Source organism: Streptomyces sp. DG2A-72 (assembly GCF_030499575.1).
Lineage (GTDB): Bacteria > Actinomycetota > Actinomycetes > Streptomycetales > Streptomycetaceae > Streptomyces.
Genome location: NZ_JASTLC010000001.1, coordinates 6,250,786 through 6,275,655 on the forward strand (window position 1 = coordinate 6,250,786; position 24,870 = coordinate 6,275,655).

The window sequence follows — 24,870 nt, forward strand, 5'->3', positions numbered from 1 at the left end:
TGAACAGGCCGCTCGCGACTTCCGTACGAACATACGAAGCCGGTGGTCACCCAGAACCGTGGAATTTGAGAGCCATGCTTCCCGTTAGCATGGACATCCGCACCGATCAAGGCCATTTGGGGAAGGTGTCATGACTGCGAACGTCGACGGAGTGCCCGGTAAATTCGCGACACTCGGGCTGACCTACGACGACGTGCTGCTGCTGCCGGGCGCATCCGAGGTGCTGCCGGGCGCGGTCGACACCTCGTCCCGCATCTCCCGCAACGTCCGGGTCAACATCCCGCTGCTCTCGGCGGCGATGGACAAGGTGACCGAGTCCCGCATGGCGATCGCGATGGCCCGCCTCGGCGGCGTCGGCGTGCTGCACCGCAACCTCTCCGTCGAGGACCAGGTCAACCAGGTCGACCTGGTCAAGCGGTCCGAGTCCGGCATGGTCACCGACCCCATCACGGTGCACCCGGAGGCGACGCTCGCCGAGGCGGACGCCCTGTGCGCCAAGTTCCGCATCAGCGGCGTGCCCGTCACCGACCCGGCCGGCAAGCTGCTCGGCATCGTCACCAACCGCGACATGGCCTTCGAGTCCGACCGCAGCCGTCAGGTGCGCGAGGTCATGACGCCGATGCCGCTGGTCACCGGCAAGGTCGGCATCTCCGGCGTGGACGCCATGGAGCTGCTGCGCCGCCACAAGATCGAGAAGCTTCCGCTGGTCGACGAAGCGGGTGTGCTCAAGGGCCTCATCACGGTCAAGGACTTCGTCAAGGCCGAGAAGTACCCGAACGCCGCCAAGGACGGCGAGGGCCGGCTGCTCGTCGGTGCCGCCGTGGGCGCCAGCCCCGAGGCCCTGGAGCGCGCCCAGGCGCTCGCCGCGGCCGGGGTGGACTTCCTGGTCGTCGACACTTCGCACGGCCACAACAGCAACGCCCTCAGCTGGATGTCGAAGATCAAGTCGAACGTGTCCGTCGACGTGATCGGCGGCAACGTCGCCACGCGTGACGGTGCCCAGGCGCTGATCGACGCCGGTGTCGACGGCATCAAGGTGGGTGTGGGCCCGGGTTCGATCTGCACCACGCGCGTGGTCGCCGGTATCGGCGTCCCGCAGGTCACCGCCATCTACGAGGCATCCCTCGCCGCCCGCCCGGCGGGTATCCCGCTGATCGGCGACGGCGGCCTGCAGTACTCCGGCGACATCGGCAAGGCGCTCGCCGCCGGTGCCGACACCGTGATGCTGGGCAGCCTGCTCGCCGGGTGCGAGGAGTCGCCCGGTGAGCTGCAGTTCATCAACGGCAAGCAGTTCAAGTCGTACCGCGGTATGGGCTCGCTCGGTGCCATGCAGTCCCGGGGCCAGGGCAAGTCGTACTCGAAGGACCGCTACTTCCAGGCCGAGGTCTCGGCCGACGACAAGCTGGTGCCCGAGGGCATCGAGGGGCAGGTGCCCTTCCGCGGCCCGCTGGCCAGCGTCCTGCACCAGCTCGTCGGCGGCCTGCGCCAGACCATGGGCTATGTGGGCGCCGCCACCATCGAGGAGATGGAGGCCAAGGGCCGCTTCGTACGGATCACCTCCGCGGGCCTCAAGGAGAGCCACCCGCACGACATCCAGATGACGGTCGAGGCGCCGAACTACAGCCGCAGCAAGTGACGCGCACGCGCGCGTGAAGCGTGTCCAAGGGCGGCCCCGGAGCATCCGGGGCCGCCCTTGTCGTACCCGTCGGCGATACTGGAAGACGCTGAAACGCATCAGGGAAAGGCCACACACGTGACTGAGATCGAGATCGGGCGCGGCAAGCGCGGCCGCAGGGCGTACGCCTTCGACGACATCGCCGTCGTCCCCAGCCGTCGTACGCGCAACCCGAAGGAGGTCTCGATCGCCTGGCAGATCGACGCCTACCGTTTCGAGCTGCCCTTCCTGGCCGCCCCCATGGACTCGGTCGTCTCCCCGGCCACCGCGATCCGCATCGGCGAGCTCGGCGGCCTCGGCGTACTGAACCTCGAAGGCCTGTGGACGCGGTACGAGGACCCGCAACCGCTGCTCGACGAGATCGTCGGCCTCCCCGTCGAGGCGGCCACCCGCCGCCTCCAGGAGATCTACGCCGCTCCCATCAAGGAGGAGCTGATCGGCCGGCGCATCAAGGAGGTGCGCGACTCGGGCGTGGTCACCGCGGCCGCCCTCTCCCCGCAGCGCACGGCCCAGTTCTCCAAGGCCGTCGTGGACGCGGGCGTGGACATCTTCGTCATCCGCGGCACGACCGTCTCGGCGGAGCACGTCTCCGGTTCGCACGAGCCGCTCAACCTGAAGCAGTTCATCTACGAACTCGACGTCCCGGTGATCGTCGGCGGCTGCGCCACCTACACCGCGGCCCTGCACCTGATGCGTACGGGTGCGGCGGGCGTGCTCGTCGGCTTCGGCGGCGGCGCGGCGCACACCACGCGCAATGTGCTGGGCATCCAGGTCCCGATGGCGACGGCTGTCGCGGATGTGGCGGCGGCGCGTCGTGACTACATGGACGAGTCCGGTGGGCGGTATGTGCATGTGATCGCGGACGGTGGTGTGGGTTGGTCGGGCGACCTGCCCAAGGCGATCGCCTGCGGTGCGGACGCGGTGATGATGGGCTCCCCGCTCGCGCGTGCCACGGATGCGCCGGGCCAGGGGCACCACTGGGGCATGGAGGCGGTCAACGAGGAGCTGCCGCGCGGGCAGAAGGTCGACCTGGGGACGGTGGGCACGGTCGAGGAGGTGCTGGCGGGTCCGTCGCACACGCCCGACGGTTCCATGAACTTCTTCGGTGCGCTGCGGCGGGCTATGGCCACGACCGGGTACAGCGAGCTGAAGGAGTTCCAGCGGGTCGAGGTCACGGTCGCCGACTCGCAGCACAAGCGGTAGCCCGTAGGTCTACGTCTGCGTCTACGTCAGGAAGGGCCGGTCACTCCGGGTGGGGTGACCGGCCCTTTGCGTGCCCAACTGCGCCTGGGTGGGGGCGCGTTGTGTGGGAGGGGGCGCGTGGTTGCGTTTGGGGCGAATGTGGGCTGAACGGGCGTGGGGAGTCGGTAGTGTCCTTGATCGGCGAACCGGTTCTCTGGGGCGCCCCCTTCCAAGGACACGGTCCGGACCCCGCCCTCGGGGCCCGGCCCGAATTCCAACGTGCTGCCTACCGGGCCAATGGGTGGCGTCGTGGAAGGGGGCGCACCCATGGGTCGTCACCGCAAGCCCACCCGCTGGGATCGAACTTGGCTTCGGCTGGTGAAGTTCCGGAGGAGGTGCATCTTGTGGTACTACGGACGGTGAGCGGCCGCCCCCAAGAGGACTAGGGGCGGACACCCGTAAACCGTTCGGAGCCCATCGCAGTGGCCACTGTGGTGGGCTCCACCTTGTTGGCGTGATGGTGAGCGGCCGTCCCTATGAGAAGTAGGGGCGGAAACTCCGTGATCCATCCACGAGCCCCACGCATTAGCCCCTGCGGTGGGCTCCACCTGCCCCTACGGTACTGGCGCCAGGTGCCCCGCGCCACCAACCCCGGCAGCTCACGCACCCCACGCGCCCCCCTTCACAACCGATGCGCCGCCCCCGTAGGCGTAGCCCCCCGCGTATCCAGCAACAGCTGCGCCTTCACTGACAGCCCCTGAAGGTCATACGTCCGATGCTGCTGAAGCAGGATCGTCAGGTCTGCCTCCGCGGCAGCTTCGTACAGGGAGTCCGCGCGCGGGACCGGGCGGTCGAGGATGTTCCAGGACGGGATGTACGGGTCGTGGTAGCTGATGGAGGCGCCGAGTTCCATCAGGCGGATGGCGATCTCCTGGGCGGGGGTGGACTGCTGGTCGGCGAGGTCGGGCTTGTAGGTGACGCCGAGGAGGAGGACGCGGGCGCCGCGGGCCGACATGCCGTGCTCGTTGAGGAGCTTGGCGGCGCGCTGGATGACGTAGCGGGGCATCTGGTTGTTGACCTGCTGGGCGAGTTCGACCATGCGGAGGGTGCGGCCGGCGCGGCCGGTCAGGTCCTGGGGGACGGAGTGGCCGCCGACGCCGGGGCCGGGGCGGAAGGTCTGGAAGCCGAAGGGCTTGGTCTCGGCGCAGCGGATGACGTCCCAGAGGTCGACGCCCAAGTCATGGCAGAGGACGGCCATTTCGTTGACGAGGGCGATGTTGACGTGCCGGAAGTTGGTCTCCAGGAGCTGCACGGTTTCGGCTTCGCGGGGGCCACGCGCGCGTACCACCTTGTCGGTGAGGCGGCCGTAGAAGGCGGCGGCCGACTCGGTGCAGGCGGGGGTGAGGCCGCCGATCACCTTGGGGGTGTTGGCCGGGGTGAAGTCGCGGTTGCCGGGGTCGACGCGGCTGGGGGAGTAGGCGAGGTGGAAGTCGCGGCCCGCGCGCAGGCCTGAGCCCTCTTCGAGGAGTGGGCGGAGGAATTCCTCGGTGGTGCCCGGGTGTACGGGGGATTCGAGGATCACCGTGGTGTGCGGGCGCAGCCGCTCGGCCAGGGTGCGCGCGGAGGCCTCCACCTGGCCGAGGTCGAGCCCGCCGTCCGCGTCCCGTGGGGTCGGGGCGCAGATGACGGCGGTGCGTACCCGGCCCAGCTCTGCCGGGTTGGTGGTCGGCCGGAAGCCCCCCGAGAGCATCCGGCGCAGTTCGGCGGGGCTGAGGGAGCCGGGCTCGGGCCCCGTCTTGTACCCGATCGTGGCGACGCCGGCGGCGACGGCGGCCTGGGCCAGGGGCAGGCCGTACGGGCCGAGACCGATGACGGCGAGATCTGCGGGCATGGCGTGGGCCGTCCTTCCCAGTAGCCGAAGCGGGACAGGTGCGCAAGTCGTGTGGACAGGGTGAGCGAGCGCAATGTGAGACTAGGAGTAAATATGACCGATATACGGCATTGATTTTCCTGTGTCTTTTTGTGTCTTCTGGCAGGTCGGTGAAAGTTGTCCACAGGTCGGCGGGCGGGCGGTGGCTGAAGTCGGGCAAGACGGTCAGAATTTGGGCATGGGGGAGACGGACGGGGTTCACCCGACGGGTGGGGCCGGCGACCGACAGCGGGAGGCAGCGGTGAGGACAGCGACACTGGGGCCGGCGCAACGCGCCGAGTCCCTGGCAGCAATGGCCGAGCACGAGCTGGACCTGCTGGTGGTGGGCGGCGGCGTCGTCGGCGCCGGCACGGCCCTGGACGCGGTGACACGCGGCCTGTCCACGGGACTGGTCGAGGCGCGTGACTGGGCGTCGGGCACATCGAGCAGGTCCAGCAAGCTGATCCATGGCGGCCTGCGCTATCTGGAGATGCTCGACTTCGCGCTCGTCCGGGAGGCGCTGAAGGAGCGCGGACTGCTGCTGGAGCGGCTGGCCCCGCATCTCGTGAAGCCGGTGCCGTTCCTGTATCCGCTGCAACACCAGGGCTGGGAGCGCCTGTACGCCGGCTCGGGCGTCGCGCTCTACGACGCCATGTCGATGGCCCGCGGCCACGGCCGGGGCCTGCCCGTGCACCGCCACCTGAGCCGCCGTCATGCCCTGCGCGTCGCGCCCGCCCTGAAGGCGGAGGCGCTGGTCGGCGCGTTGCAGTACTACGACGCGCAGATGGACGACGCCCGTTTCGTGGCGACCCTGGTGCGCACCGCCGCGGCGTACGGGGCGAAGACCGCCAACCGCGCGCGCGTGACCGGCTTCCTGCGCGAGGGCGAACGAGTCGTCGGAGCCCGGGTGCAGGACGTGGAGGCGGGCGGGGAGTACGAGATCCGCGCCAAGCAGATCGTCAACGCCACCGGCGTGTGGACCGACGACACGCAGGCGCTGGTGGGGGAGCGGGGGCAGTTCCACGTCCGCGCGTCCAAGGGCATCCACCTGGTCGTGCCCAAGGACCGCATCCACTCGTCGACCGGTCTGATCCTGCGCACCGAGAAGTCCGTGCTGTTCGTCATCCCGTGGGGCCGCCACTGGATCATCGGCACCACCGACACCGACTGGGACCTCGACAAGGCCCACCCGGCCGCCTCCAGCGCCGACATCGACTATCTGCTGGAGCATGTGAACTCCGTGCTCGCGGTGCCGCTCACGCGCGACGACGTCGAGGGTGTGTACGCGGGGCTGCGCCCGCTGCTGGCCGGCGAGTCGGACGCCACGAGCAAGCTGTCCCGCGAGCACACCGTCGCGCACCCGGTGCCGGGGCTGGTGGTCGTGGCGGGCGGCAAGTACACGACGTACCGCGTGATGGCCAAGGACGCGGTGGACGAGGCGGTGCACGGCCTCGACTTGCGGGTCGCCGAGTGCGTCACCGAGGACGTCCCGCTGATCGGAGCCGAGGGCTACCGGGCGCTGTGGAACGCGCGCGCACGGATCGCCGCCCGCTCGGGGCTCCATGTGGTGCGCGTGGAGCACCTGTTGAACCGGTACGGGGCGATGGCGGAAGAAGTCCTCGATCTCATCGGCGCAGATCCTTCGCTGGGCGAGCCCCTGCAGGCCGCCGACGACTATCTGCGCGCCGAGGTCGTGTACGCCGCCTCGCACGAGGGCGCACGGCACCTGGACGACGTACTGACCCGGCGTACCCGTATCTCCATCGAGACCTTCGACCGCGGGACGCGCAGTGCCCGCGAGGCCGCCGAGCTGATGGCGCCCGTGCTCGGCTGGGACAAGGACCACATCGAGCGCGAGATCGAGCACTACGAGAAGCGGGTGCAGGCGGAGCGGGAGTCGCAGCGCCAGCCGGACGACCTGACGGCGGATGCGGCGAGGCTGGGGGCGCCGGACATAGTGCCGTTGTAGAGCCTGCAGCTCCTGCAGTCCCTTGTGCTCGGCACCAGTGGCACCCTGGGCGTCGGGCACTTGCCGAGTAAGAGACAATGGAGGCTCTGTCAGGGCGGGTTGCATGAGGGGACGCATGTCGGAGGCGGAGCGGGCGGGGACATCCCGTCAGGACAAGAGCGCACGTCTCCTCGCCGGGCGGTACCGGCTGGGAGATGTGCTCGGCCGCGGCGGCATGGGCACGGTCTGGCGTGCCGAGGACGAAACCCTGGGCCGGACGGTCGCCGTCAAGGAACTCAGGTTTCCGTCCAACATCGACGACGACGAGAAACGGCGGCTCATCACACGCACATTGCGTGAGGCCAAGGCGATCGCGCGGATCCGCAACAACAGCGCGGTGACGGTCTTCGACGTGGTCGACGAGGACGACCGGCCGTGGATCGTGATGGAACTCGTCGAGGGCAAGTCGCTCGCCGAGGTCATCCGGGAGGACGGCCTGCTGGAGCCCCGGCGCGCGGCAGAGGTGGGCCTCGCGGTCCTCGATGTGCTGCGTTCGGCTCATCGCGAGGGCATCCTGCACCGCGATGTGAAGCCGTCGAACGTCCTGCTGGAGTCCGGCTCCGACCGGGTCGTGCTCACCGACTTCGGTATCGCGCAGGTCGAGGGCGACCCGTCCATCACGTCGACGGGCATGCTCGTCGGCGCGCCCTCCTACATCTCCCCGGAGCGGGCCCGCGGGCACAAGCCGGGACCGGCGGCCGACCTGTGGTCGCTCGGTGGGCTGCTGTACGCGTCGGTCGAGGGCGCCCCGCCGTACGACAAGGGGTCCGCGATCGCGACGCTCACCGCGGTGATGACCGAGCCGCTGGAGGAACCGAAGAACGCGGGACCGCTCAAGGACGTCATCTACGGCCTGCTCACCAAGGACCCGGCCAAGCGGCTGGACGACGCCGGCGCGCGCGCCATGCTCAACGCGGTGATTCACGCGCCCGAGCCGAAGGAGGCCGAGCCGGAGCCGCCGGCGGACGCGACGAAGGTCGTGCCGCTGCCGGTACAGCCGGACGAGCCGAAGGACAAGGCGGGCAAGGGGGGTTCTCCGGGCGCGGAGGCGGGTGAGCGGCTGCGGGGGGCGCTGCGTTCCATGCGGAAGGCCGCCGCGTCGGCCGGGGCGGCTACGGCGTCGGCCGCGGCCACCGCTCGCCCCAAGTCCGGAAGCGATACGACGGTTTCGGAATCCGAGGGTGTGTCTGAGACCGCGTCCGGGCAGTCGGGTACGGCGTCGGCGTCGGCCTCGGGTGGGGCCTCCGGATCATCCGGATCATCCGGATCGTCGTCCGGGGACCGTGGCTCGCAGGGGGCGAACGCGGCTTCGGGCGGGCGGAGTTCGGGGTGGCCCGTGGTGCCGCCGCCGGACCTGCCGCCGCGGCCCGTGCCCCGGGCACCGCTCACCGATGTGGTGCCCAAGCGGACGCTGGTGATCATCGCGGTGGTCGTGGTGCTGGCGGTGCTCGGCACGGTGCTGGCGTTCATGTTCGGTGGGGACGAAGACGGTTCGAAGGACTCGGCGAGCGGCGGCGGCAAGGCCCCGGCCTCGGCGAGTGCCAGCGCCTCCACCAAGGAGGACGTGGGCGGGGACACGCGTACGGACGGTACGGCGACGGAGTCCGCCGGGGCGGGGTCGACGGCGGGTTCGACGTCCGGTTCCGGGTCCGGACGTACGCCGAGTGCGAGTGTGAGTGCGTCCGGTGGCAGTGGTGCCGAGGTCGGCGGGGTGGCCGGGGTGGCGTCGACGCACCAAGGCGGCACGTATGCGATCGGGCTGCCCAAGGGGTGGAAGTTCCAGACCGCGGGGGCTTCGGGTGACCGGTTCACCGGGCCCGGCGGGCAGAAGCTGCTGGTCGCCTGGACGTCCACGCCCAAGGGCGACCCGGTGGCGGACTGGAAGAGCCAGGAGCGGTACATGACACGCTCCCAGTACAAGAAGATCCGAATAGAGGCGGTGGGCTACCGCGGCTGGAATGCGGCCGACTGGGAGTTCACCTATGTGGAGAGCGGGACGAAGTACCGGACCATCGACCGGGGGTTCGTCGTCGACGGCGACCAGGGCTATGCGCTGATGTACACCGCGAAAGCCGCGAACTGGGGCAGCGAGCTGCGCAAGGACACCTGGCAGACGCTGGCGAAGAGTTTCGAACCCAAGTCGTGACGTGACTGGCCCGGAGTAATGGGGCATGAGATCTGGGCATCACCTCATTGCGGATTGCCTCCGGCACGTATCGTGAGTGGTTGCGGACCGTACGCATCCATAACGGGCCGCAAGGCGAACGGATTTGACCAACCGGGCGGCCGGGGGAGGCAACGTGGACGACTATGCGGGTCGGGTACTCGCCGACCGCTACCGCCTGCCGCTGCCGCCGTCCGATGAGTACGAACTCACCGAGTCCCGGGCCTTCGACACCTACAGCGGGCAGGAAGTCCTGGTCAGGCAGGTGCCGTTGCCGGAGATCGTCGAGGCCGAGGTGCTCGACGCGGAGGGGCTGCCGGACGGGTTCACGGCGCGCTTGCCGGACGGTTTCGCGGCCCGGGACCGTGGGGCGCGGGAGCGTGGTGCGCGGCGTCCCCCGGTGCGGACGGCCACTCGGCGGCCCACCGATCCGGCCGTGCGGCGTGCCGTGGAGGCCGCGCAGGCCGCGGCCGGAATTCCCGACCACCCCCGGCTCGACCAGGTCTTCGACGTGTTCGCCGAGGGCGGTTCGCTGTGGATCGTCAGCGAACTGGTCGCCGCACGGCCGCTGGCGGCCCTCCTCGCCGAGCAGCCACTGACGCCGTACCGGGCGGCCGAGGTCGCCTCCGACGTCCTGATGGCCCTTGCCGTCCTGCACGCCCACGGCTGGGTCCACCGCAACATCACCGCCCGCACGGTCCTCGTCTGCGACGACGGCCGCGTCATGCTGACCGGCCTCGCGGTCGGAGCGGCGGAGGAGGCGCTGTGCGGGTACGACCCGGTACCGGCCGAGGACGGCGACGCGGGCGCGGGGGAGGGTGGCGCTCCGGGTTTCGGTGACGGGCGCGGGGGCGGAGGCTCCGGCGGGTCCGTGGGCTTCGGCGGTGCGGGGGGCCAGGGTCCTTCCGGTTCTGTCGAAGTCGATCCCGAGGCTGCGCGGAGGGCCGCGATCGAGGCTCGGGCGGCCGGGGGGTTGCCGGCCGTCGGGGCGGAAGCAGCGAACGGGGCGGGCACGTCGAGCGCCATCGCCCGCAGGGCTCCCGACGCCGGCGGTGACATCCGGGCCGCGCGTGCCGGGGCGATCGCCGCGTATCGAGCGGGTGCCCGGGCCGCGGCCCGCGTCCAGGAGGCAGAGCAGAGCAGCCGGGCCGCCCTCCCCGGGGCCCGCCCCTCGCCCGAGGGCACGCCGCACGCACCGGCCGACGGCTCGACGCAGCGACCGTATGCCGACGGCGGCGGTGCCCAGCAGCCGCCGTACGTCCCCGGAACCGACGCGCCCCACCTCCCGTACGCCCCCGGAAACGACGCGTCCCACCTCCCGTACGCCCCCGGAAGCGACGCGTCCCACCTCCTGCCCGCGTCCGAAACCGGCGTCGACCCGTCGTCGTATCCCGCGGACCACGGCCTCGAATACCCGCCGAATTCCCTTGGCAGCGGCCCCGCGTCGGCGGGACGGGCCGGTGCCCCGGGACAGATCGCCGACCCGTACGGAGTGGGCGGAGCCTCCTGGCACGGGGCTGCGCCTCGCGGTGTGCAGACCGGGGCCAATGGGCAAGGCGGCGGCGACCAGGGGGGCCGTACGGCACTCCCTCCCGGAGGGAACGGCCCCGCACCCATGGCCCATGCCCCAGCCCCGGGAGCCGCCCCCCTTCCCGACGCCTCCCAGACCCCGCCCCCCAGTCGCTGGGACGACCTCGTCGCCGGTGCGCCGGTGCGGCGGGGGCCGACGACCGCGCTGGCCGCCGAGCGGGCGCGGCAGGCGCGGATGGCTGTGGTGGGGCCGGTGACGGAGCGCTGGGCGCCGGAGCAGGCGGGGCCGGTGCACGAGAACTGGCAGTTGGCGGCGCCGATCGGGCCGGCCACCGATCTGTGGGCGCTGGGGGCGTTGCTGTTCCGGGCCGTGCAGGGACATGCGCCGTATCCGGAGGAGTCGACGGCCGAACTGGTGCAGATGGTGTGCGCGGAGCCGCCCGCCTTCGCGGAGGAGTGCGGTCCGCTGCGGCCGGTCGTCGAGACGCTGCTGCGTCAGGACCCCACTGAGCGGCTCGAGTTCGAGGAACTGCGGGGCTGGCTGCGTTCGCTGGTGCGGTCGGCGCCCGAGCCCGAAGCCGGGGCGCATGTCGTCGCCGCGCCGCCCGTCGACGCGAGCCGGCTGCCGATCGTACGGCGCAAGGGCGAGCTGGTGCGCAGGCGGCGGGCCGGGCTGCCCGCGACACACGGGCGGCACAAGCGGGCGCGGCAGCAGGGTCGTTCGCCGCGGAGTCTCGGCCGTACGCTGCTGCTGCTGGTGTTACTGGCGATGGCCGCGGCGGTCGCGTACGCGATGCTGTTCATGCCCAAGGCCGACAGCACCGGCACCGATGACACCGACCGGACCGGGGCCGCCGGTGAGGTGAGCCAGGAACCCGCGCAGTCGCCCGAGGCGAGCAGTGAGCCGCGGCCCGACCAGACCTCGCCGGGTGGGGAGAGCCCCTCGGCGTCGGCCGGTTCCGACGAGACGCAGACCACCGCTCCCGACCTCCCCGACGGCTTCACGCTGCGCACGGACCAGGAGGGTTTCGCCGTCGCCGTCGCCAACGGCTGGGACCGGACCGCGAAGAACGGGCGTGGGCAGGTCGTCTACTCGAACGGCGACTTCGACCTCGTCGTCGTACCGGGACGGGACACCGCGGACGAGTACGGCACCGATCCGATGGCCTATCAGCGGGAGAAAGAGCCCGAACTGCAGCCGTACCGCGACTCCAGCTGGGCCACCTCCACCGGCCTGAAGACGATTCAGGTGGGCGGGCGGACCATGGCCGAGGGGCAGTTCACCTGGACCGGCGCCGACGACCGCGAGCTGTTCGTGCGCAACCTCGCGATCCTGATCGACGGGCGCTATCACGTGCTGCAACTGCGCGGCCCGGAAGCCGAGCGGGACGAAGTGACGCGGCTGTACGAGCAGGCGGCGGCGACATATCGGTTCACGGGCTGACAGCGCTTGCGGTGCTTGGTTGCCTGTCGGCTGCCGAGGCGACAACCGTCACAGGACTGTCTCCGTGGTACCCCCGCGGTTCCCTGCGGGCGGGCCGGTCCTTAGTCTGACCCTGTCAAGACCATTGCGGGGCAACGTGAATCAGATGCAGGGCCTGCTCGTCGCGGGCCGCTACCGGCTTGCCGACTCGATCGGCAGCGGCGGCATGGGCCGCGTGTGGCGTGCGCATGACGAGGTGTTGCACCGAGCCGTCGCGATCAAGGAACTGACCGCCGCGCTCTATGTCTCCGAGGCCGACCAGGAAAGACTCCTCGCCCGTACCCGGGCGGAAGCGCGCGCGGCCGCCCGGATCAACCACTCCGCCGTCGTCACCGTGCACGACGTGCTGGAGCACGACGGCCGGCCGTGGATCGTGATGGAGCTGATCGAGGGCCACTCGCTCGCCGACGCGGTGAAGGAGCAGGGCCGGGTCGCGCCGGAGGAGACCGCCCGCATCGGCCTGTGGGTGCTGCGCGCGCTGCGTGCCGCGCACTCCGCCGGTGTCCTGCACCGCGATGTGAAGCCCGGCAACGTCCTTCTCTCGCACGACGGGCGCGTGCTCCTCACCGACTTCGGCATCGCGCAGATCGAGGGCGACAACACGATCACCCGGACCGGAGAGGTCGTCGGCTCGGTCGACTACCTGGCCCCCGAGCGCATCCGCGGCCATGATCCCGGGCCGTCCTCCGACCTGTGGGCGCTGGGCGCCACGCTGTACACGGCGGTGGAGGGCAGGTCGCCGTTCCGCCGCACCTCGCCGCTGAGCACCATGCAGGCGGTCGTCCAGGAAGAGCCCGCGATGCCGCAGCACGCCGGCCCGCTCGGCGACGTCATCACCGCCCTGCTGCACAAGGATCCGGCCGTACGACCCGACGCGGAGGCCGCCGAGCTGATGCTCGCGGCGGCGGCGGAGGGGCGGCGGTCGAACAGGGCGCAGGCGTTCGTGTCGACGCGGCCTGGGGCGTACGGACAGCAGGGGCGCTACGAGCAGCCGCAGACCGGTGTCACCAGGCCGCACCCGGCCGCCGTCACCCAGGTGGGCCCGCCCCCGGCGCCCCCGAAGAAGTGGCGCCGTCTGCGCGCGGTTGTCCTCGTCGCCGTTGTCGCGATCACCGGGGCGGGAGCCGCGGTCGCGCTGCAGCAGTTCGGCACAGGCAGCCCCGGCGACTCCGCCTCTGTATCGCCGACTCCGAGTGCCACGCCGAGCGACGAGGGCGGTCAGGGGGCGGTTCCCGCCGGTTGGGAGCGGCGCAACGACCCGGTGGGCTTCAGCATCTCCCTGCCCAAGGGGTGGAAGCGGTCCGTCTCCATCGACCAGGACGGCCTCCGGCAGGTCGACTACTCGCCCGACAAGGGCAAGCACCTCGTGCGGGTCGCCGTCGACACCGCGCCGGACTTCCGCACCTCGTACGAGCACATGGTCAACCTGGACCAGCGGCTCTCAGAGCGGCTGCAGGACTACAAGCAGCTGAGCCTCAAGGAGGAGCTTTTCCGCGACCTGCCGGGCGTCCGCTGGGAGTACACGTTCAACGCGCTGGCCAAGGATGCACCGCACTACTTCCAGGGGCCCTACCGTGCGATAGACGTCGGGTACATGGACAGTGACGGCACCGAGTACGCCATCTACGCGTCCTCGCCGGCCGACGACTGGGCCACCACCAGAAAGCAGTTCGACTGGATCCTGCGGGGCTTCCAGGAGGGGTGAGCCGAGTGGAACAGAAGGTTCCGCTGTCACTGCGGTCGCTCTCTCATCGCCCCGGAGCGGGCGTTGGGGAAGCGGCCGGGGCCTGCCTCTGATCTCTGGCCGCTCGGCGTGGTGCTGTATGCGGCGACGGAGCGCATCTCGCCGTTCCGCCCCAGCACAACGCCCCGGTGATCAGGATGTCGATGATATGGAGAAGACGGAGGACGCTACTTTCTCCTCGAAGCGACCAAAACTTCGTACCAGGGCAGCGAATCGGCCGAGAACGTCGTGACCTACGTGGACGACGACTTCGCTGAAGGCGGTCGCGTATCGGCCCATCCGAAATTCTCGTGGGCCGATACGTCAACGATTCGAGCGACCACTGTGCTTCAGCGAGGGGTGGTCCGCAGTGAATTGTAGTTAGAGCGGGCTATTGTGCGGGAGCTCAGGCCCAGTCAGTGCAAGCACGGACTATCGTGCCCCCTTCCATCACCGCCACCTGCGCGCCGATGTGGTGGAGACGATCGCCGGCGGGCCTCGCGTAAGTGGTGAAGCTGGTAGTCGATCCGCTGCCGTCGTATTCGTGACGCCAGGGCCACTCTGTTACCCATCCGGTGGACTCGTCTATGGATCTGAATCGAATGGCCACATGGTGACCATCGGCAGCGTTGTCCTTGACCCAACCGCGGATGTCCACATAGCTGCTTGTCCAGTTGGTGAACGTCATGCTCCCCGAGGCGCCGGTCACCGAGCACGCGGCTCCGCCACTCGCCGCGCTGGCATTGGTCACTGTGGTCGTAGCGAATATTGCCACCGCCGCGACGCTCGTGACGGAAAGGCGCTTGAATGTGTTTCCCATAAGGAAAAGGTAAGGCTTCCATGATTCACTTGACAGCATGATTTCAGCCACCCGTTTTGCCCTATATGGTGGGCATCTCTAGGTTATTTGCCGTGATTTGCACCCTATTCAAAGCAAGTTGTGGCCGAAAATGGTCGACTCTGGCCGCCCGGCCCGACCTGGTCACGCACGCCGACGAACTGGCCGAACTCACTGGCTCCCAGGAGCCGTCGCGCGCCACCGGGCCGCTGGTGTGCCAAGGCGCTGGATGGGCCTCGCGGAGGACCTGCAGCAGACCTGGCCCGCGTTCTGCGAGCAGGTGGATGACCTCGTGGGTGTAGGCGTGGGCGGTGGACTCACTGTCCACTCTTGGGGTGGCGGCGTACTTGGCCGATCGGCGCTCCGGAGGGGACCCATCCGGTGCGGCATGATGGGGCGCATGGGGACCCAGAGGGAGCAGGGGGACGGCCGATGGGGCAACCCCCGTCTGATCGCGGGTCGTTACCGGCTCGATGCGCGACTGGGCCGTGGCGGCATGGGTGTCGTGTGGCGGGCGACCGACCGGCTCCTCCGTCGGCAGGTGGCGGTGAAGGAGCTGCTCCTCGACGAGACCCTCTCCGCGGACGAGGTCCGGCAGCAGCGCGACCGCACTCTGCGCGAGGCCCGCGCGGTCGCCCAGCTCAGCCACCCGCACATCATCGTCGTCCACGATGTGGTCGAGCACGACGAACGCCCGTTCATCGTCATGGAGTTGATCGACGGCTGCTCCCTGGCCGAGCGCATCTCCACGCACGGCCCGCTCGACGCCCCCGAGGCCGCCCGGATCGGCATCGCCCTGCTCAGCGCCCTGCGCACCGCGCACGCGGCCGGTGTCCTGCACCGCGACCTCAAGCCCGCGAACGTCCTGCTGGAGCCCGCCACCGGCCGCGTCGTCCTCACCGACTTCGGTATCGCCCGGCTGACGGGCGCCCCCACGCTCACCGAGAGCGGCACCTTCGTCGGCTCGCCCGAGTACACCGCGCCCGAGCGCATGACCGGCGCCCGCACCGGCCCCGAGTCCGACCTGTGGTCGCTGGGCGCGCTGCTGTGCGCGACCCTGAGCGGTGAATCACCGTTCCGGCGCGACTCGTTGGGCGGCATCGTGCACGCGGTGATCGACGACGACATACGTCCGCCCGTCCAGGCGGAGCCGCTCCTGCCCGTCGTACGAGGGCTGCTGGACCGCGATCCGGACCAGCGGCTGGACGCGGAGCGGGCCGAGCGGATGCTGCGGGACTTTCTCGACATGGGGCGACTGCCGCCGCAGGCGGTGCAGTACCGGCGGCGTATGCTGGTGGGCGCGCTGCTGGTCGCCGCGATGGCGGGGGCGGGGGTGTCGGCGGCGGCGCTGCTGATGAACGACGGGGGAGGTACGCCGGGTCCGGAAGTGTCCGTGTCGGCGCCTGCGGGTTACCGGGTCGTCGAGGAGCCGGCGGGGTTCTCGCTGGCCGTGCCGGAGGGGTTCACGCGTCGCGCTCAGGGGCTGTACGTATCGCGTGGAGAAACCTTCCGTCTGAGTGTCCGGATCAGCGAAGCCGAGCCCGGCGGCCCCCTGGGCGCGATGCGGCGAGCGCACGCGAAGGGGCCGGACGCCCATGCGGGGTACCGGGAGGGCCGGGTCATCGCCACCGCGCACCACGGACACGCCGCCGCCCGCCGGGAGTTCACCTGGAATGCGGAAGGCATGGCGAAGCGCACGTACGAGCTGTGGTGGCAGGAGGACGGCCGGTTGTACGAGCTTCAGGTGTCGGCGCCGGTGGGGGAGGCGCGGCAGGGGCGGGCGTATTTCGACGTAGCGCTCGACACGTTCATGCGAGCGTGAACGGGAGATACAGACGTAAGCGTGAGATAAGCGACGAGCTGAGTCACGGCTCTGTGACCGGAATGCGTTCCCTGTGGAACCGGGAGCGGTTGCCGCGATATGGATAAACCCATGAGCAGCAACGGGGGAGCCCCTTACGGGTCCGACGAGCCAACGAGTTTCGGTCTGCAACCGCCGAACCCGCCCGCGGCGGTGCCGCACCCCGACAACCCGTATGCGGCGCCCATACAGGTCGCGCCCATACAGGTCGCGCCCGCGCAGACCGCGCCCGCGCAGGACCCGGGCGCCGGGCGCCTGATCGCGGGCCGTTACCGGCTGCTGGCCAAGCTCGGGCACGGCGGTATGGGCACGGTGTGGCGGGCCAAGGACGAGACGGTGGACCGCGAGGTCGCCGTCAAGGAACCGCGTGTACCGGATCACCTTCCCGAACGCGAACGTGCCAACGCCTTCGAGCGGATGCGTCGCGAGGCGCGCGCCGCGGCCCGGCTGGACCATCCGGCGGTCGTGAACGTGCATGACGTCGCGGTCGTGGACGGCCGGCCGTGGATCGTGATGGAGCTGGTGCAGGGCCGTTCGCTGGGCGATGCGTTGCAGGAGGGCACGCTCGGGGCCCGGGAAGCGGCGAGAATCGGCCTCGAGGTGCTGGGTGCGCTGGAGGCCGCGCACGCGGCGGGCATCCTGCACCGGGACGTCAAGCCGGACAACGTCCTGCTCGGCCGGCACGACCGCGTCGTCCTCACCGACTTCGGCATCGCGCAGATCGAGGGCGAGACCAGCCTCACCGACACCGGCGGCTTCGTCGGCTCGCCGGAGTACATCGCGCCGGAACGGGTGCTGGGCCAGCGCCCCGGCCCGGCAAGCGACTTGTGGTCCCTGGGCGTGGTCCTCTACGCGGCCACGGAGGGCGTCTCGCCGTTCCGTCGCAGCAACACCCCGGCCACCCTCCAGTCCGTCCTCAACGCCACGCCGGCCCTGCCGGCCACCGCGCAGGGCCCGCTCGCCGACGTCATCAACGGCCTGCTCCAGAAGGACCCGGCGCGCCGGCCGAACGCCGGGCAGACGCGTGCGCTGCTGGAACAGGCGGCCGATCCGCCGGCGCCGCCCGCCACGCAGGTGGTGCGGATCGCCGAGGGCGGCACGGGAGGCGTCCGGCTGGGGCGCAAGGCGTTGCTCGGGATCGGTGCGGCGGTCGTCGCGGGTGCGGTGGCGGCGTATCTGGTGATCGCCGACCCGTTCGCGGGTTCCCTGCCGGACGGCTGGACAGAGCGGGCGCACCCGAAGCTGGGGGTGACACTCCAGGTGCCGGCGACCTACCAGGTCGGCAAGCCGGACGCCGACGACAACGACAAGAACTGGGTCACCTACACCGACTGGAGCGGCAGCATCTGGATCGGTGTGAACCTGGCCAGGAAGTCCGAGGACACCTCGAACGAGATCAAGAACTCCGCCGCGGCCGAAATGTACGCCGACAACGAGGTGTTCAAGGACCAGGGCAGCTACGACCTCTCCATGCCCGAAGCCGCTCGGACCAGCCCTGAGGAGACCACGTACCAGGGCAAGCAGTCGGCCGAGAACACGGTCACGTACACCACGACCGACACCCAGAACCCGCGCCCCCGCGAGCTGAAGCTCTTCTACTACAAGACCTCGGCCGGCGACATGTACAAGGTGACGATCAGCTATCCGGGCAAGGGCGACTTCACCGAGCGGGGACGCGAGGTGGCGCGGACGACGATCGCCAACCTGGACATCGACAAGCTGTGAGCTTCAGCCCGCCTTCCCGATGGGCGGCCTGATCACAAGGCATCGCGTCGACAAAGAGCCTGCCCGCACGGTAGTCATGGGGCATGAGCAACAACGGGGGCGGGGCAGGCCCCAAGGGCCGGCTGGTCGGGGGGCGCTACCGGCTGGTCGAACGCATCGGCTCCGGCGGGATGGGCACCGTCTGGCGGGCGCACGACGAGCTCGTGGAGCGCGAAGTCGCCGTCAAGCAGCCGCGGTTGCCGGGCGACCCGGAGGACGCGGGTCACCAGCGCGCCGCCAACCGGCTCTATCGCGAGGCCCGCGCCGCCGCCCGCGTCGATCATCCCTCGGCCGTCTCCATCCATGACGTCGTCGTGGACGACGGACTCCCCTGGATCGTCATGGAGTTGATCCGCGGGGAGTCCCTGCACGAGGTGCTGCAACGCGGACCGCTGGAACCCGCCGAGTCCGCCCGGGTCGGCCTCGCCGTCCTCGGCGCGCTGCGCGCCGCGCACGCCGTCGGGATCGTGCACCGCGACGTCAAGCCGGCCAACGTCCTGCTCGGCCCGCACGGCCGCGTCGTCCTCACCGACTTCGGCATCGCCCATGTCCAGGGCGAGGAATCCCTCACCCTCAGCGGAGAGTTCGTCGGCTCCCTCGAATTCATCGCCCCCGAGCGGATGTCCGGCCGCGGCGCCGGTCCCCCCTCCGACCTGTGGTCCCTGGGCGTCCTGCTCTACGCCGCCGTAGAAGGATGGTCCCCCTTCCGTCGTACGACGCTGGAGTCCACCCTCGCCGCGATCCTCTCCGCGGACCCGCCCGAGCCCAAGCAGGCCGGACCGCTCGGGTCGCTCATCGTGCGACTGCTGGTCAAGGAGCCCGAGCAGCGGCCGGACCCGGAGGAGGTCGGCAAGGTCCTGGAGGCGGCGGCCGGGCGATGGCCGACGGCCGGTCCGACCGGGGCACCCGTGACAGAGGCCCAGGACGCCTCCCAGCTCAGGGAGTTCTCCGACGACGTCGGGACGATACAGCTGGCGGGCGTGGCCCCGGAAGCAGCCGACGGCACCGCCGGCCCCGAATCCGAAGCCATACCGGAGCCCGGTCAGAAGGAGCCGAAGCCCGCTCAGGAAGAGCCGCAGCCTGAACCGAACGCCCCGCAGCCCGCTCCGGACGAGCCGAAGAATCTCAATCCCAACCCCGCCCCCGACACCGTCTCCACCCCCAAATCCCCCCGCCCCGCCCTCCTCCGTCACCCCCTCCCCGCCGCCCTGCTCGGCGCCGCCCTCCTGGCCGGCGGCATCTGGCTCGGCACCTCCCTCGCCGACACCGACAGCGGAGCGGCGAGGGATCGCACGCCCTCCGTCCCCGGTGGCGAAGCGGGAAGCCCCACGTCCGCGCCCTGGACCGCGCACAGCGAGGAGGACATGAAGGCCGTCCTCTCCGTCCCGGCCGGCTACGACGAGTACGCCCGGCAGGGCAACGCGGCCGGCCAGCCCCGGATCGTGATCTACGCGGACGGCAGCGAGACCGTACAGATCCGTCTGACCCAGTGGGACAAGGCGCCCCGCTCCCCGATGGGCCAGGCGAAGGAGGCGCATGCCACCTGGGACAGCTACAACGGGGACGCGCGGACGCAGTACACGCGCACCAGCATCGACGGCTACGAGGCGGCACTCGCCGACACCACCTACGACCTGAAGGAGTACCCCACGCGGGTCATGGAGCTGATGATCCTGACCGATGACGGCCGTATGTACGAGCTGCGTGTGGACATGCCCAAGGGAACGGCGGACGAGAAGAAGGGCACGGCGGCGTTCAAGGGTGCCCGTGACCGTCTCCGGATCGGAACCAACTGAACCATCGCTGATCGTCTCCGCTCAAGACCCTGATCAGCGCGTTTGTTGCCAGTGATCGCTGGCGCCGTGTGAGCACTCGGTGAATCCCTATTACCGCCGGGTACACAAAGCCTCCGCCGCGGCATACCCTGCGGCTCATGACGGACTCGCAGGCCCCGGAAAAGACCGGCACCAACCCGCTCGCCCCCGCCCCCGCGGGCGCCCGTACCGCCGCCGACGTGGTCACCCCCGAGCTGATAGCGCAGCTCACGAAGGGCGTGGCCGGATCCGGCCGGACCGCCAACCACACGCCGTTCACCGGCGAGAAGCTGGCCGACCTGCCCGAGTCCACACCGGAGGACGTACGGCAGGCCTTCGAGGCGGCCCGCAAGGCCCAGTCCGTCTGGGCGCAGGTTCCGGTGCGGCAGCGCGCCGCCGTCCTGCTCCGCTTCCACGACCTGGTGCTGGCCCGCCAGGCCGAGGTCCTCGACCTCATCCAGCTGGAGACCGGCAAGGCGCGGCTGCACGCCCACGAGGAGGTGCAGGCCGTAGCCGTCGCGGCCCGCCACTACGGTCGTAGGGCCGCCGCCTATCTCCGGCCCAAGCGGCACGCCGGCGCCATGCCCACGCTCACCCGCGTCACCGAACTGCGCCACCCGCGCGGCGTCGTGGGCCAGATCGCCCCCTGGAACTACCCCCTCGAACTCTCCGTCGGCGACGCGCTCCCCGCCTTCGTCGCGGGCAACGCGGTCGTCATGAAGCCGGACACGGAGACGTGCCTGACCGCATTGTGGGCCCGAGACCTGCTGATCGAGGCCGGACTGCCCGCCGACGTCTTCCAGGTCGTCCTCGGCGAGGGCCCCGTCGTCGGCCCGGAACTCGTCAAGCACGCCGACTACGTCTCCTTCACCGGCTCCACCCGCACCGGCCGCGAGGTCGCCCAGGGCGCCGCCGCCCGCCTGATCGGCGTCTCCCTCGAACTCGGCGGCAAGAACGCCATGCTGGTCCTCGACGACGCCGACATCGACAAGGCGGCGGCGGGCGCGGTCCGCGCCTGCTTCTCCTCCGCCGGCCAACTGTGCATCTCCATCGAGCGGTTGTACGTCCACGAGTCGATCGCCGACGCCTTCCTGGAGCGGTTCGCCACGCGCACCAAGGCGATGCGGCTCGGCAAGTCCCTCGCCTACGGCGCCGACATGGGATCGCTGGTCGGCGAACGCCAGCTGGAGACCGTGACGCGGCACGTCAACGAGGCCGTGGAGAAGGGCGCGAAGGTCGTCGCGGGCGGCGTGGCCCGCCCCGACATCGGCCCGTACTTCTACGAGCCGACCGTCCTCGACGGCGTCACGGAACCCATGTCGGTCTGCACGGAGGAGACCTTCGGCCCGGTCGTCTCCCTCTACCGCTTCAAGACGGAGGACGAGGCCGTCGAACTCGCCAACTCCACGCCGTACGGCCTGAACTCCTCCGTCTGGACGAAGAACGGCACCCGCGGACGCGCAGTCGCCGCCCGCCTGCGCACCGGCACCGTCAACGTCAACGAGGGCTATGCCCCCGCCTACGGCAGCGTCCAGTCCCCGATGGGCGGCATGAAGGACTCCGGCCTCGGCCGCCGCCACGGCTCCGAGGGCATCCTCAAGTACACGGAGGCCCAGACGGTGGCGCAGCAGCGACTGCTGCCGATGGCCCCGTCACTGGGAATGGACGACGAGAAGTACGCGGCCTTTATGAGCCGAAGCCTGAGGTTGATGAAGACACTCCGGTTCAGGTGATGCCGGTTTAGGGGCGCGGGGAACTGCGCGAGCAACCACCGACTACCCGCACGTGAAACTCAACGAGGAGAACCCGTGCCCCAGGACACCTACGACTACGACGTCATAGTCGTCGGCTCCGGCTTCGGCGGCTCAGTCACCGCCCTCCGCCTCACCGAAAAGGGCTACACCGTAGGCGTCCTGGAAGCCGGCCGCCGCTTCACCCGCGAAACCCTCCCCAAGAACTCATGGGACTTGAAGAACTACCTCTGGGCCCCGCGGCTCAGAATGTTCGGCATCCAGCGCATCCACCTGCTGGGCAACGTCATGGTGCTGGCGGGCGCCGGCGTCGGCGGCGGCTCGCTCAACTACGCCAACACCCTCTACGTACCCCCGAAGCCGTTCTTCGAGGACTCCCAGTGGCGTGACATCACCGACTGGCAGGAGGAGTTGCAGCCGTACTACGACCAGGCCCAGCGCATGCTCGGCGTACGGCTCAACCCGACCATGACCCCGTCCGACGTACATCTGAAGGCTGCCGCCGAGCGGATGGGCGTCGGCGACACCTTCCACCTCGCACCGGTGGGCGTGTTCTTCGGGGACGGCAAGGACGCCGACGGGACCGCGAAGGCCGCACCCGGCGAGCAGACCGGCGACCCGTACTTCGGCGGCGCGGGCCCCGTGCGCAAGGCCTGCACCGAGTGCGGCGAGTGCATGACCGGCTGCCGCCACGGCGCCAAGAACACCCTCAACGAGAACTACCTCTACCTGGCCGAGAAGGCGGGCGCGGTCGTGCACCCCATGACCACGGTCGTGTCGGTCACGGACGACTCGCAGGGCGGGTACGCGGTGGCCACGCTGCCGACCGACGACAAGAAGAAGGGCGAGGGCCGCACCTTCAAGGCCCGCCGGGTCGTCCTCGCCGCCGGTACCTACGGCACCCAGACCCTGTTGCACCGCATGAAGGCGACCGGCCAACTCCCGTACATCTCGGGACGGTTGGGCGAACTGACCCGCACCAACTCCGAGGCACTGGTCGGCGCGCAGACCGACAACCGGCGCTACCGCAAGGTCACCGGCGAGCGGAAGGCCGACTTCACCCGCGGGGTCGCCATCACGTCCTCGATCCACCCGGACGCCAACACACACATCGAGCCGGTCCGCTACGGCAAGGGCTCCAACTCGATGGGCGGCCTGTCGATCCTCCAGGTCCCCTACGTGGACGGCGCGTCCCGCGTCGCTGCCTGGCTGAAGAACTCCGCCCGGCACCCGCTCCTCGTCCTGCGCTCCCTCTCCAACCGCCGCTGGTCGGAGCGGACCATCATCGGCCTGGTGATGCAGTCGCTGGACAACTCCCTGACGACGTACCTGAAACCGGACGGCGTCGGCAAAGGCCTGCTGACCGCCCGCCAGGGCCATGGCGCCCCCAACCCCAAGCAGATCAGGGCGGCTTCTCAGGCGGCGTCGGCGATCGCGGAGTCGATCAACGGCTTCGCGGGCTCCAATGTCGGCGAACTGATGGGCACCCCGCTGACCGCCCACTTCCTCGGCGGCTGCCCGATCGGCGACTCACCCGAGACCGGCGTGATCGACCCGTACCACCGTCTGTACGGCCATCCCGGCATCTCCGTCGTCGACGGCGCCGCGGTCTCCGCCAACCTGGGCGTGAACCCCTCCCTCACCATCACCGCCCAGGCCGAGCGGGCGATGTCGTACTGGCCCAACAAGGGCGAGGCGGACCCGCGTCCCGCGCAGGGTGTGCCGTACGAGCGGCTGAAGCCGGTCGAGCCCAAGTCGCCGATGGTCCCGGCGGACGCGTTCGGCGCGCTGAAGCTGCCGTTCCTGGGGATACCGGCGGTGCCGCCGAAGAAGTGAGCGGTACCAACAAGAAGGACCTGCACCCCCCTCCGAGCGCAGGTCCTTCTTTGTCTTGCGGCAAGCTCCGGTTACGCGGTTACGCGTTCGCGCCTGCCTTCCGCCGGCGCATCGCGAAGACCGCACCCGCACCGGCGACGATGGCGACGCCGCTGACCAGGCCGATGGCCGGCAGCGCGGAGTTTGCGCCGGTGTCGGCGAGGTTGCCGGTCGGCAGGTCGGAGATGCTGCCCTGCGGCTTCTTCCCCGGGCCCTTGCTGCCGTTGTCGCCCGGCGTGGCGGTGCCCGGGTCCGGGTTGGCGGAGCCGGCCTTCAGGACCTCGAAGTCGTACTGGGCCCAGCCCTCGGCGATGCAGTCCTGGCCGTCGACGTTGTCGAGGTAGACACCGGAGCCGAAGGAGTAGGCGTCACCGGCGGGGGCCTTGGCGTCGATGCTGACGCGCAGGTCGACCGTCTGGCTGGCCTTCGACTTCAGCGTGTCGATGCCGAAGAAGAGGTCGCCGGCCCACTCGGAGTCCCCGATCCGCTCCCAGGAGCCGGACTCGGGATTCTTGAACTCCAGGTCGACGTACGGGCTCAGATACTTCGACTCGTCGAGCTCGTAGTTCTCGACCTCGGCGTAGAAGGCGACGTCCTCGACGTCCATGCCGGACTCGTTGGTGACGACCAGCTTGAAGCCGTGGAAGCCGTCACCCGCGACGATCTTGCCCGGCAGGCCCTTGATGTCCGCGGACACCTTGGCGTCGGAGAACTCCTCGTCGAGTTCCTCGCAGAACGGGACGTCCGGCGCCTCGCTCGGCTCGGCCGACTCCGAGGGCTCGGGCCGGCCCGACTCGCTCTCGGTGGCGGAGGGCGTGGCGCTCCCGGTCGGCGCGGAGCTCGTCGGGGCGTCGCTGGCCGACGCGGTGCCCGTCGGCAGCGTGGTGTCGCTCGGTGTCGCCGTGGCCGTGTCACTCGGGGTCCCGGAGGGCGTCTCGGTGACGGTCTCGGTGACGGTCTCTGTGGGCGTCGGGGAAGCCGACCCCTCCGCGAACGCGGCGGGCGCGGACAGCAGCGCGAACGGCGATATCGCAGCCGTCGCGGCCGCGACCGCCATGGCACGGCGAAGCTTCATGCAGACCTCGAATAGTCCAGGTGCGCTGTGGGGTGGCAACACGCGTTGAGCGGAGGGCCTCGCGCTGTACGACACGCGTGTGGCCCTTGGTACGCCTGGTTTGATCCGCGAACCCTGTGGAAGGTTGCGCTCCACTTCACAGAATTCTTATGTGGCCTGGGTCACGGTCTGGGGGGCACGGTCCGAGTCATGCAGAAGGGCCCCGCGGGCGTGAGCCG

General features: G+C 70.3%; 14 protein-coding genes and 1 pseudogene. 11 read left to right on the top strand and 4 right to left on the bottom strand.

The genetic code is table 11. The features are described from left to right. Positions 1–130: 130 nt before the first annotated feature. Both guaB and QQY66_RS29900 read left to right on the top strand, forming a co-directional pair. Positions 131–1,636 (top strand): IMP dehydrogenase, encoded by a 1,506-nt coding sequence (gene guaB / locus QQY66_RS29895; RefSeq protein WP_301983349.1) that lies wholly within the window; start codon positions 131–133, stop codon positions 1,634–1,636. A 117-nt stretch (positions 1,637–1,753) separates the two neighbouring features. Then, positions 1,754–2,878 carry a GuaB3 family IMP dehydrogenase-related protein gene (locus QQY66_RS29900; protein WP_301983350.1) on the top strand — a complete coding sequence of 375 codons (1,125 nt, stop codon included), beginning with the start codon at positions 1,754–1,756 and terminating at the stop codon, positions 2,876–2,878. Between the two features lie 661 nt (positions 2,879–3,539). On the opposite strand, the gene QQY66_RS29905 is transcribed toward QQY66_RS29900, so the two are convergent. Next, the gene (locus tag QQY66_RS29905; RefSeq protein WP_301983351.1) at positions 3,540–4,748 is read right to left on the bottom strand and encodes a nucleotide sugar dehydrogenase; all 1,209 of its coding nucleotides are present in this window, start codon (positions 4,746–4,748) and stop codon (positions 3,540–3,542) included. Between the two features lie 280 nt (positions 4,749–5,028). Here QQY66_RS29905 and QQY66_RS29910 point away from each other — a divergent pair, with 280 nt between their 5' ends. The 4 genes from QQY66_RS29910 (at position 5,029) to QQY66_RS29925 (ending at position 13,656) form a co-directional block, all read left to right on the top strand. Beyond that, the gene (locus tag QQY66_RS29910) at positions 5,029–6,735 is read left to right on the top strand and encodes a glycerol-3-phosphate dehydrogenase/oxidase (RefSeq protein WP_301983353.1); all 1,707 of its coding nucleotides are present in this window, start codon (positions 5,029–5,031) and stop codon (positions 6,733–6,735) included. Between the two features lie 115 nt (positions 6,736–6,850). Further along, positions 6,851–8,920 (top strand): serine/threonine-protein kinase, encoded by a 2,070-nt coding sequence (locus tag QQY66_RS29915; RefSeq protein ID WP_301987543.1) that lies wholly within the window; start codon positions 6,851–6,853, stop codon positions 8,918–8,920. A 154-nt stretch (positions 8,921–9,074) separates the two neighbouring features. Continuing rightward, positions 9,075–11,912 carry a protein kinase gene (locus QQY66_RS29920; protein ID WP_301983354.1) on the top strand — a complete coding sequence of 946 codons (2,838 nt, stop codon included), beginning with the start codon at positions 9,075–9,077 and terminating at the stop codon, positions 11,910–11,912. Positions 11,913–12,057: 145 nt separating this feature from the next. Beyond that, positions 12,058–13,656: a serine/threonine-protein kinase gene (locus QQY66_RS29925; RefSeq protein ID WP_301987544.1), complete on the top strand. Its 1,599-nt coding sequence runs from the start codon at positions 12,058–12,060 to the stop codon at positions 13,654–13,656. 424 nt (positions 13,657–14,080) lie between these two features. On the opposite strand, the gene QQY66_RS29930 is transcribed toward QQY66_RS29925, so the two are convergent. Together QQY66_RS29930 and QQY66_RS29935 are read right to left on the bottom strand one after the other, a co-directional pair. Continuing rightward, a complete protein-coding gene (locus tag QQY66_RS29930; protein ID WP_301983355.1) occupies positions 14,081–14,545 on the bottom strand; it encodes a hypothetical protein in 465 nt (154 codons plus the stop codon). Between the two features lie 202 nt (positions 14,546–14,747). Then, positions 14,748–14,864 (bottom strand): annotated as a pseudogene (locus tag QQY66_RS29935) (IS5/IS1182 family transposase); the annotation flags it as partial. Between the two features lie 48 nt (positions 14,865–14,912). On the opposite strand from QQY66_RS29935, the gene QQY66_RS29940 reads away from it, so the two are divergent. The 5 genes from QQY66_RS29940 to QQY66_RS29960 all read left to right on the top strand — a co-directional run bounded on the left by QQY66_RS29940 (position 14,913) and on the right by QQY66_RS29960 (position 23,538). Then, entirely contained in the window at positions 14,913–16,334 is a 1,422-nt protein-coding gene (locus tag QQY66_RS29940) for a serine/threonine-protein kinase (RefSeq protein WP_301983356.1), read from the top strand. Positions 16,335–16,445: 111 nt separating this feature from the next. Further along, positions 16,446–18,098, top strand: coding sequence for a serine/threonine-protein kinase (locus QQY66_RS29945; protein ID WP_301983357.1), 1,653 nt, complete (start codon positions 16,446–16,448; stop codon positions 18,096–18,098). An 83-nt stretch (positions 18,099–18,181) separates the two neighbouring features. Continuing rightward, entirely contained in the window at positions 18,182–19,933 is a 1,752-nt protein-coding gene (locus tag QQY66_RS29950; protein WP_301983358.1) for a serine/threonine-protein kinase, read from the top strand. Between the two features lie 137 nt (positions 19,934–20,070). Beyond that, complete coding sequence (locus QQY66_RS29955) at positions 20,071–21,684, top strand: succinic semialdehyde dehydrogenase (RefSeq protein ID WP_301983359.1); 1,614 nt, start codon at positions 20,071–20,073, stop codon at positions 21,682–21,684. Between the two features lie 75 nt (positions 21,685–21,759). Next, on the top strand, positions 21,760–23,538 hold the full coding sequence (locus QQY66_RS29960; protein ID WP_301983360.1) for a GMC oxidoreductase: 1,779 nt from the start codon (positions 21,760–21,762) through the stop codon (positions 23,536–23,538). Between the two features lie 79 nt (positions 23,539–23,617). Here the strand turns inward: QQY66_RS29960 and QQY66_RS29965 are convergent, their stop codons facing one another. Continuing rightward, positions 23,618–24,652, bottom strand: coding sequence for a cell wall protein (locus tag QQY66_RS29965; protein ID WP_301983362.1), 1,035 nt, complete (start codon positions 24,650–24,652; stop codon positions 23,618–23,620). Between the last annotated feature and the right edge of the window lie 218 nt (positions 24,653–24,870).

Excerpts from the sequence above, each read along its gene's own strand:
- QQY66_RS29925 (WP_301987544.1), top strand. The coding sequence starts at position 12,058 with ATGCAGGGCCTGCTCGTCGCGGGCCGCTACCGGCTTGCCGACTCGATC.
- QQY66_RS29955 (WP_301983359.1), top strand. The coding sequence starts at position 20,071 with ATGACGGACTCGCAGGCCCCGGAAAAGACCGGCACCAACCCGCTCGCC.
- QQY66_RS29965 (WP_301983362.1), bottom strand. The coding sequence starts at position 24,652 with ATGAAGCTTCGCCGTGCCATGGCGGTCGCGGCCGCGACGGCTGCGATA.
- QQY66_RS29945 (WP_301983357.1), top strand. The coding sequence starts at position 16,446 with ATGAGCAGCAACGGGGGAGCCCCTTACGGGTCCGACGAGCCAACGAGT.
- QQY66_RS29950 (WP_301983358.1), top strand. The coding sequence starts at position 18,182 with ATGAGCAACAACGGGGGCGGGGCAGGCCCCAAGGGCCGGCTGGTCGGG.
- QQY66_RS29940 (WP_301983356.1), top strand. The coding sequence starts at position 14,913 with ATGGGGACCCAGAGGGAGCAGGGGGACGGCCGATGGGGCAACCCCCGT.
- guaB (WP_301983349.1), top strand. The coding sequence starts at position 131 with ATGACTGCGAACGTCGACGGAGTGCCCGGTAAATTCGCGACACTCGGG.
- QQY66_RS29905 (WP_301983351.1), bottom strand. The coding sequence starts at position 4,748 with ATGCCCGCAGATCTCGCCGTCATCGGTCTCGGCCCGTACGGCCTGCCC.
- QQY66_RS29915 (WP_301987543.1), top strand. The coding sequence starts at position 6,851 with ATGTCGGAGGCGGAGCGGGCGGGGACATCCCGTCAGGACAAGAGCGCA.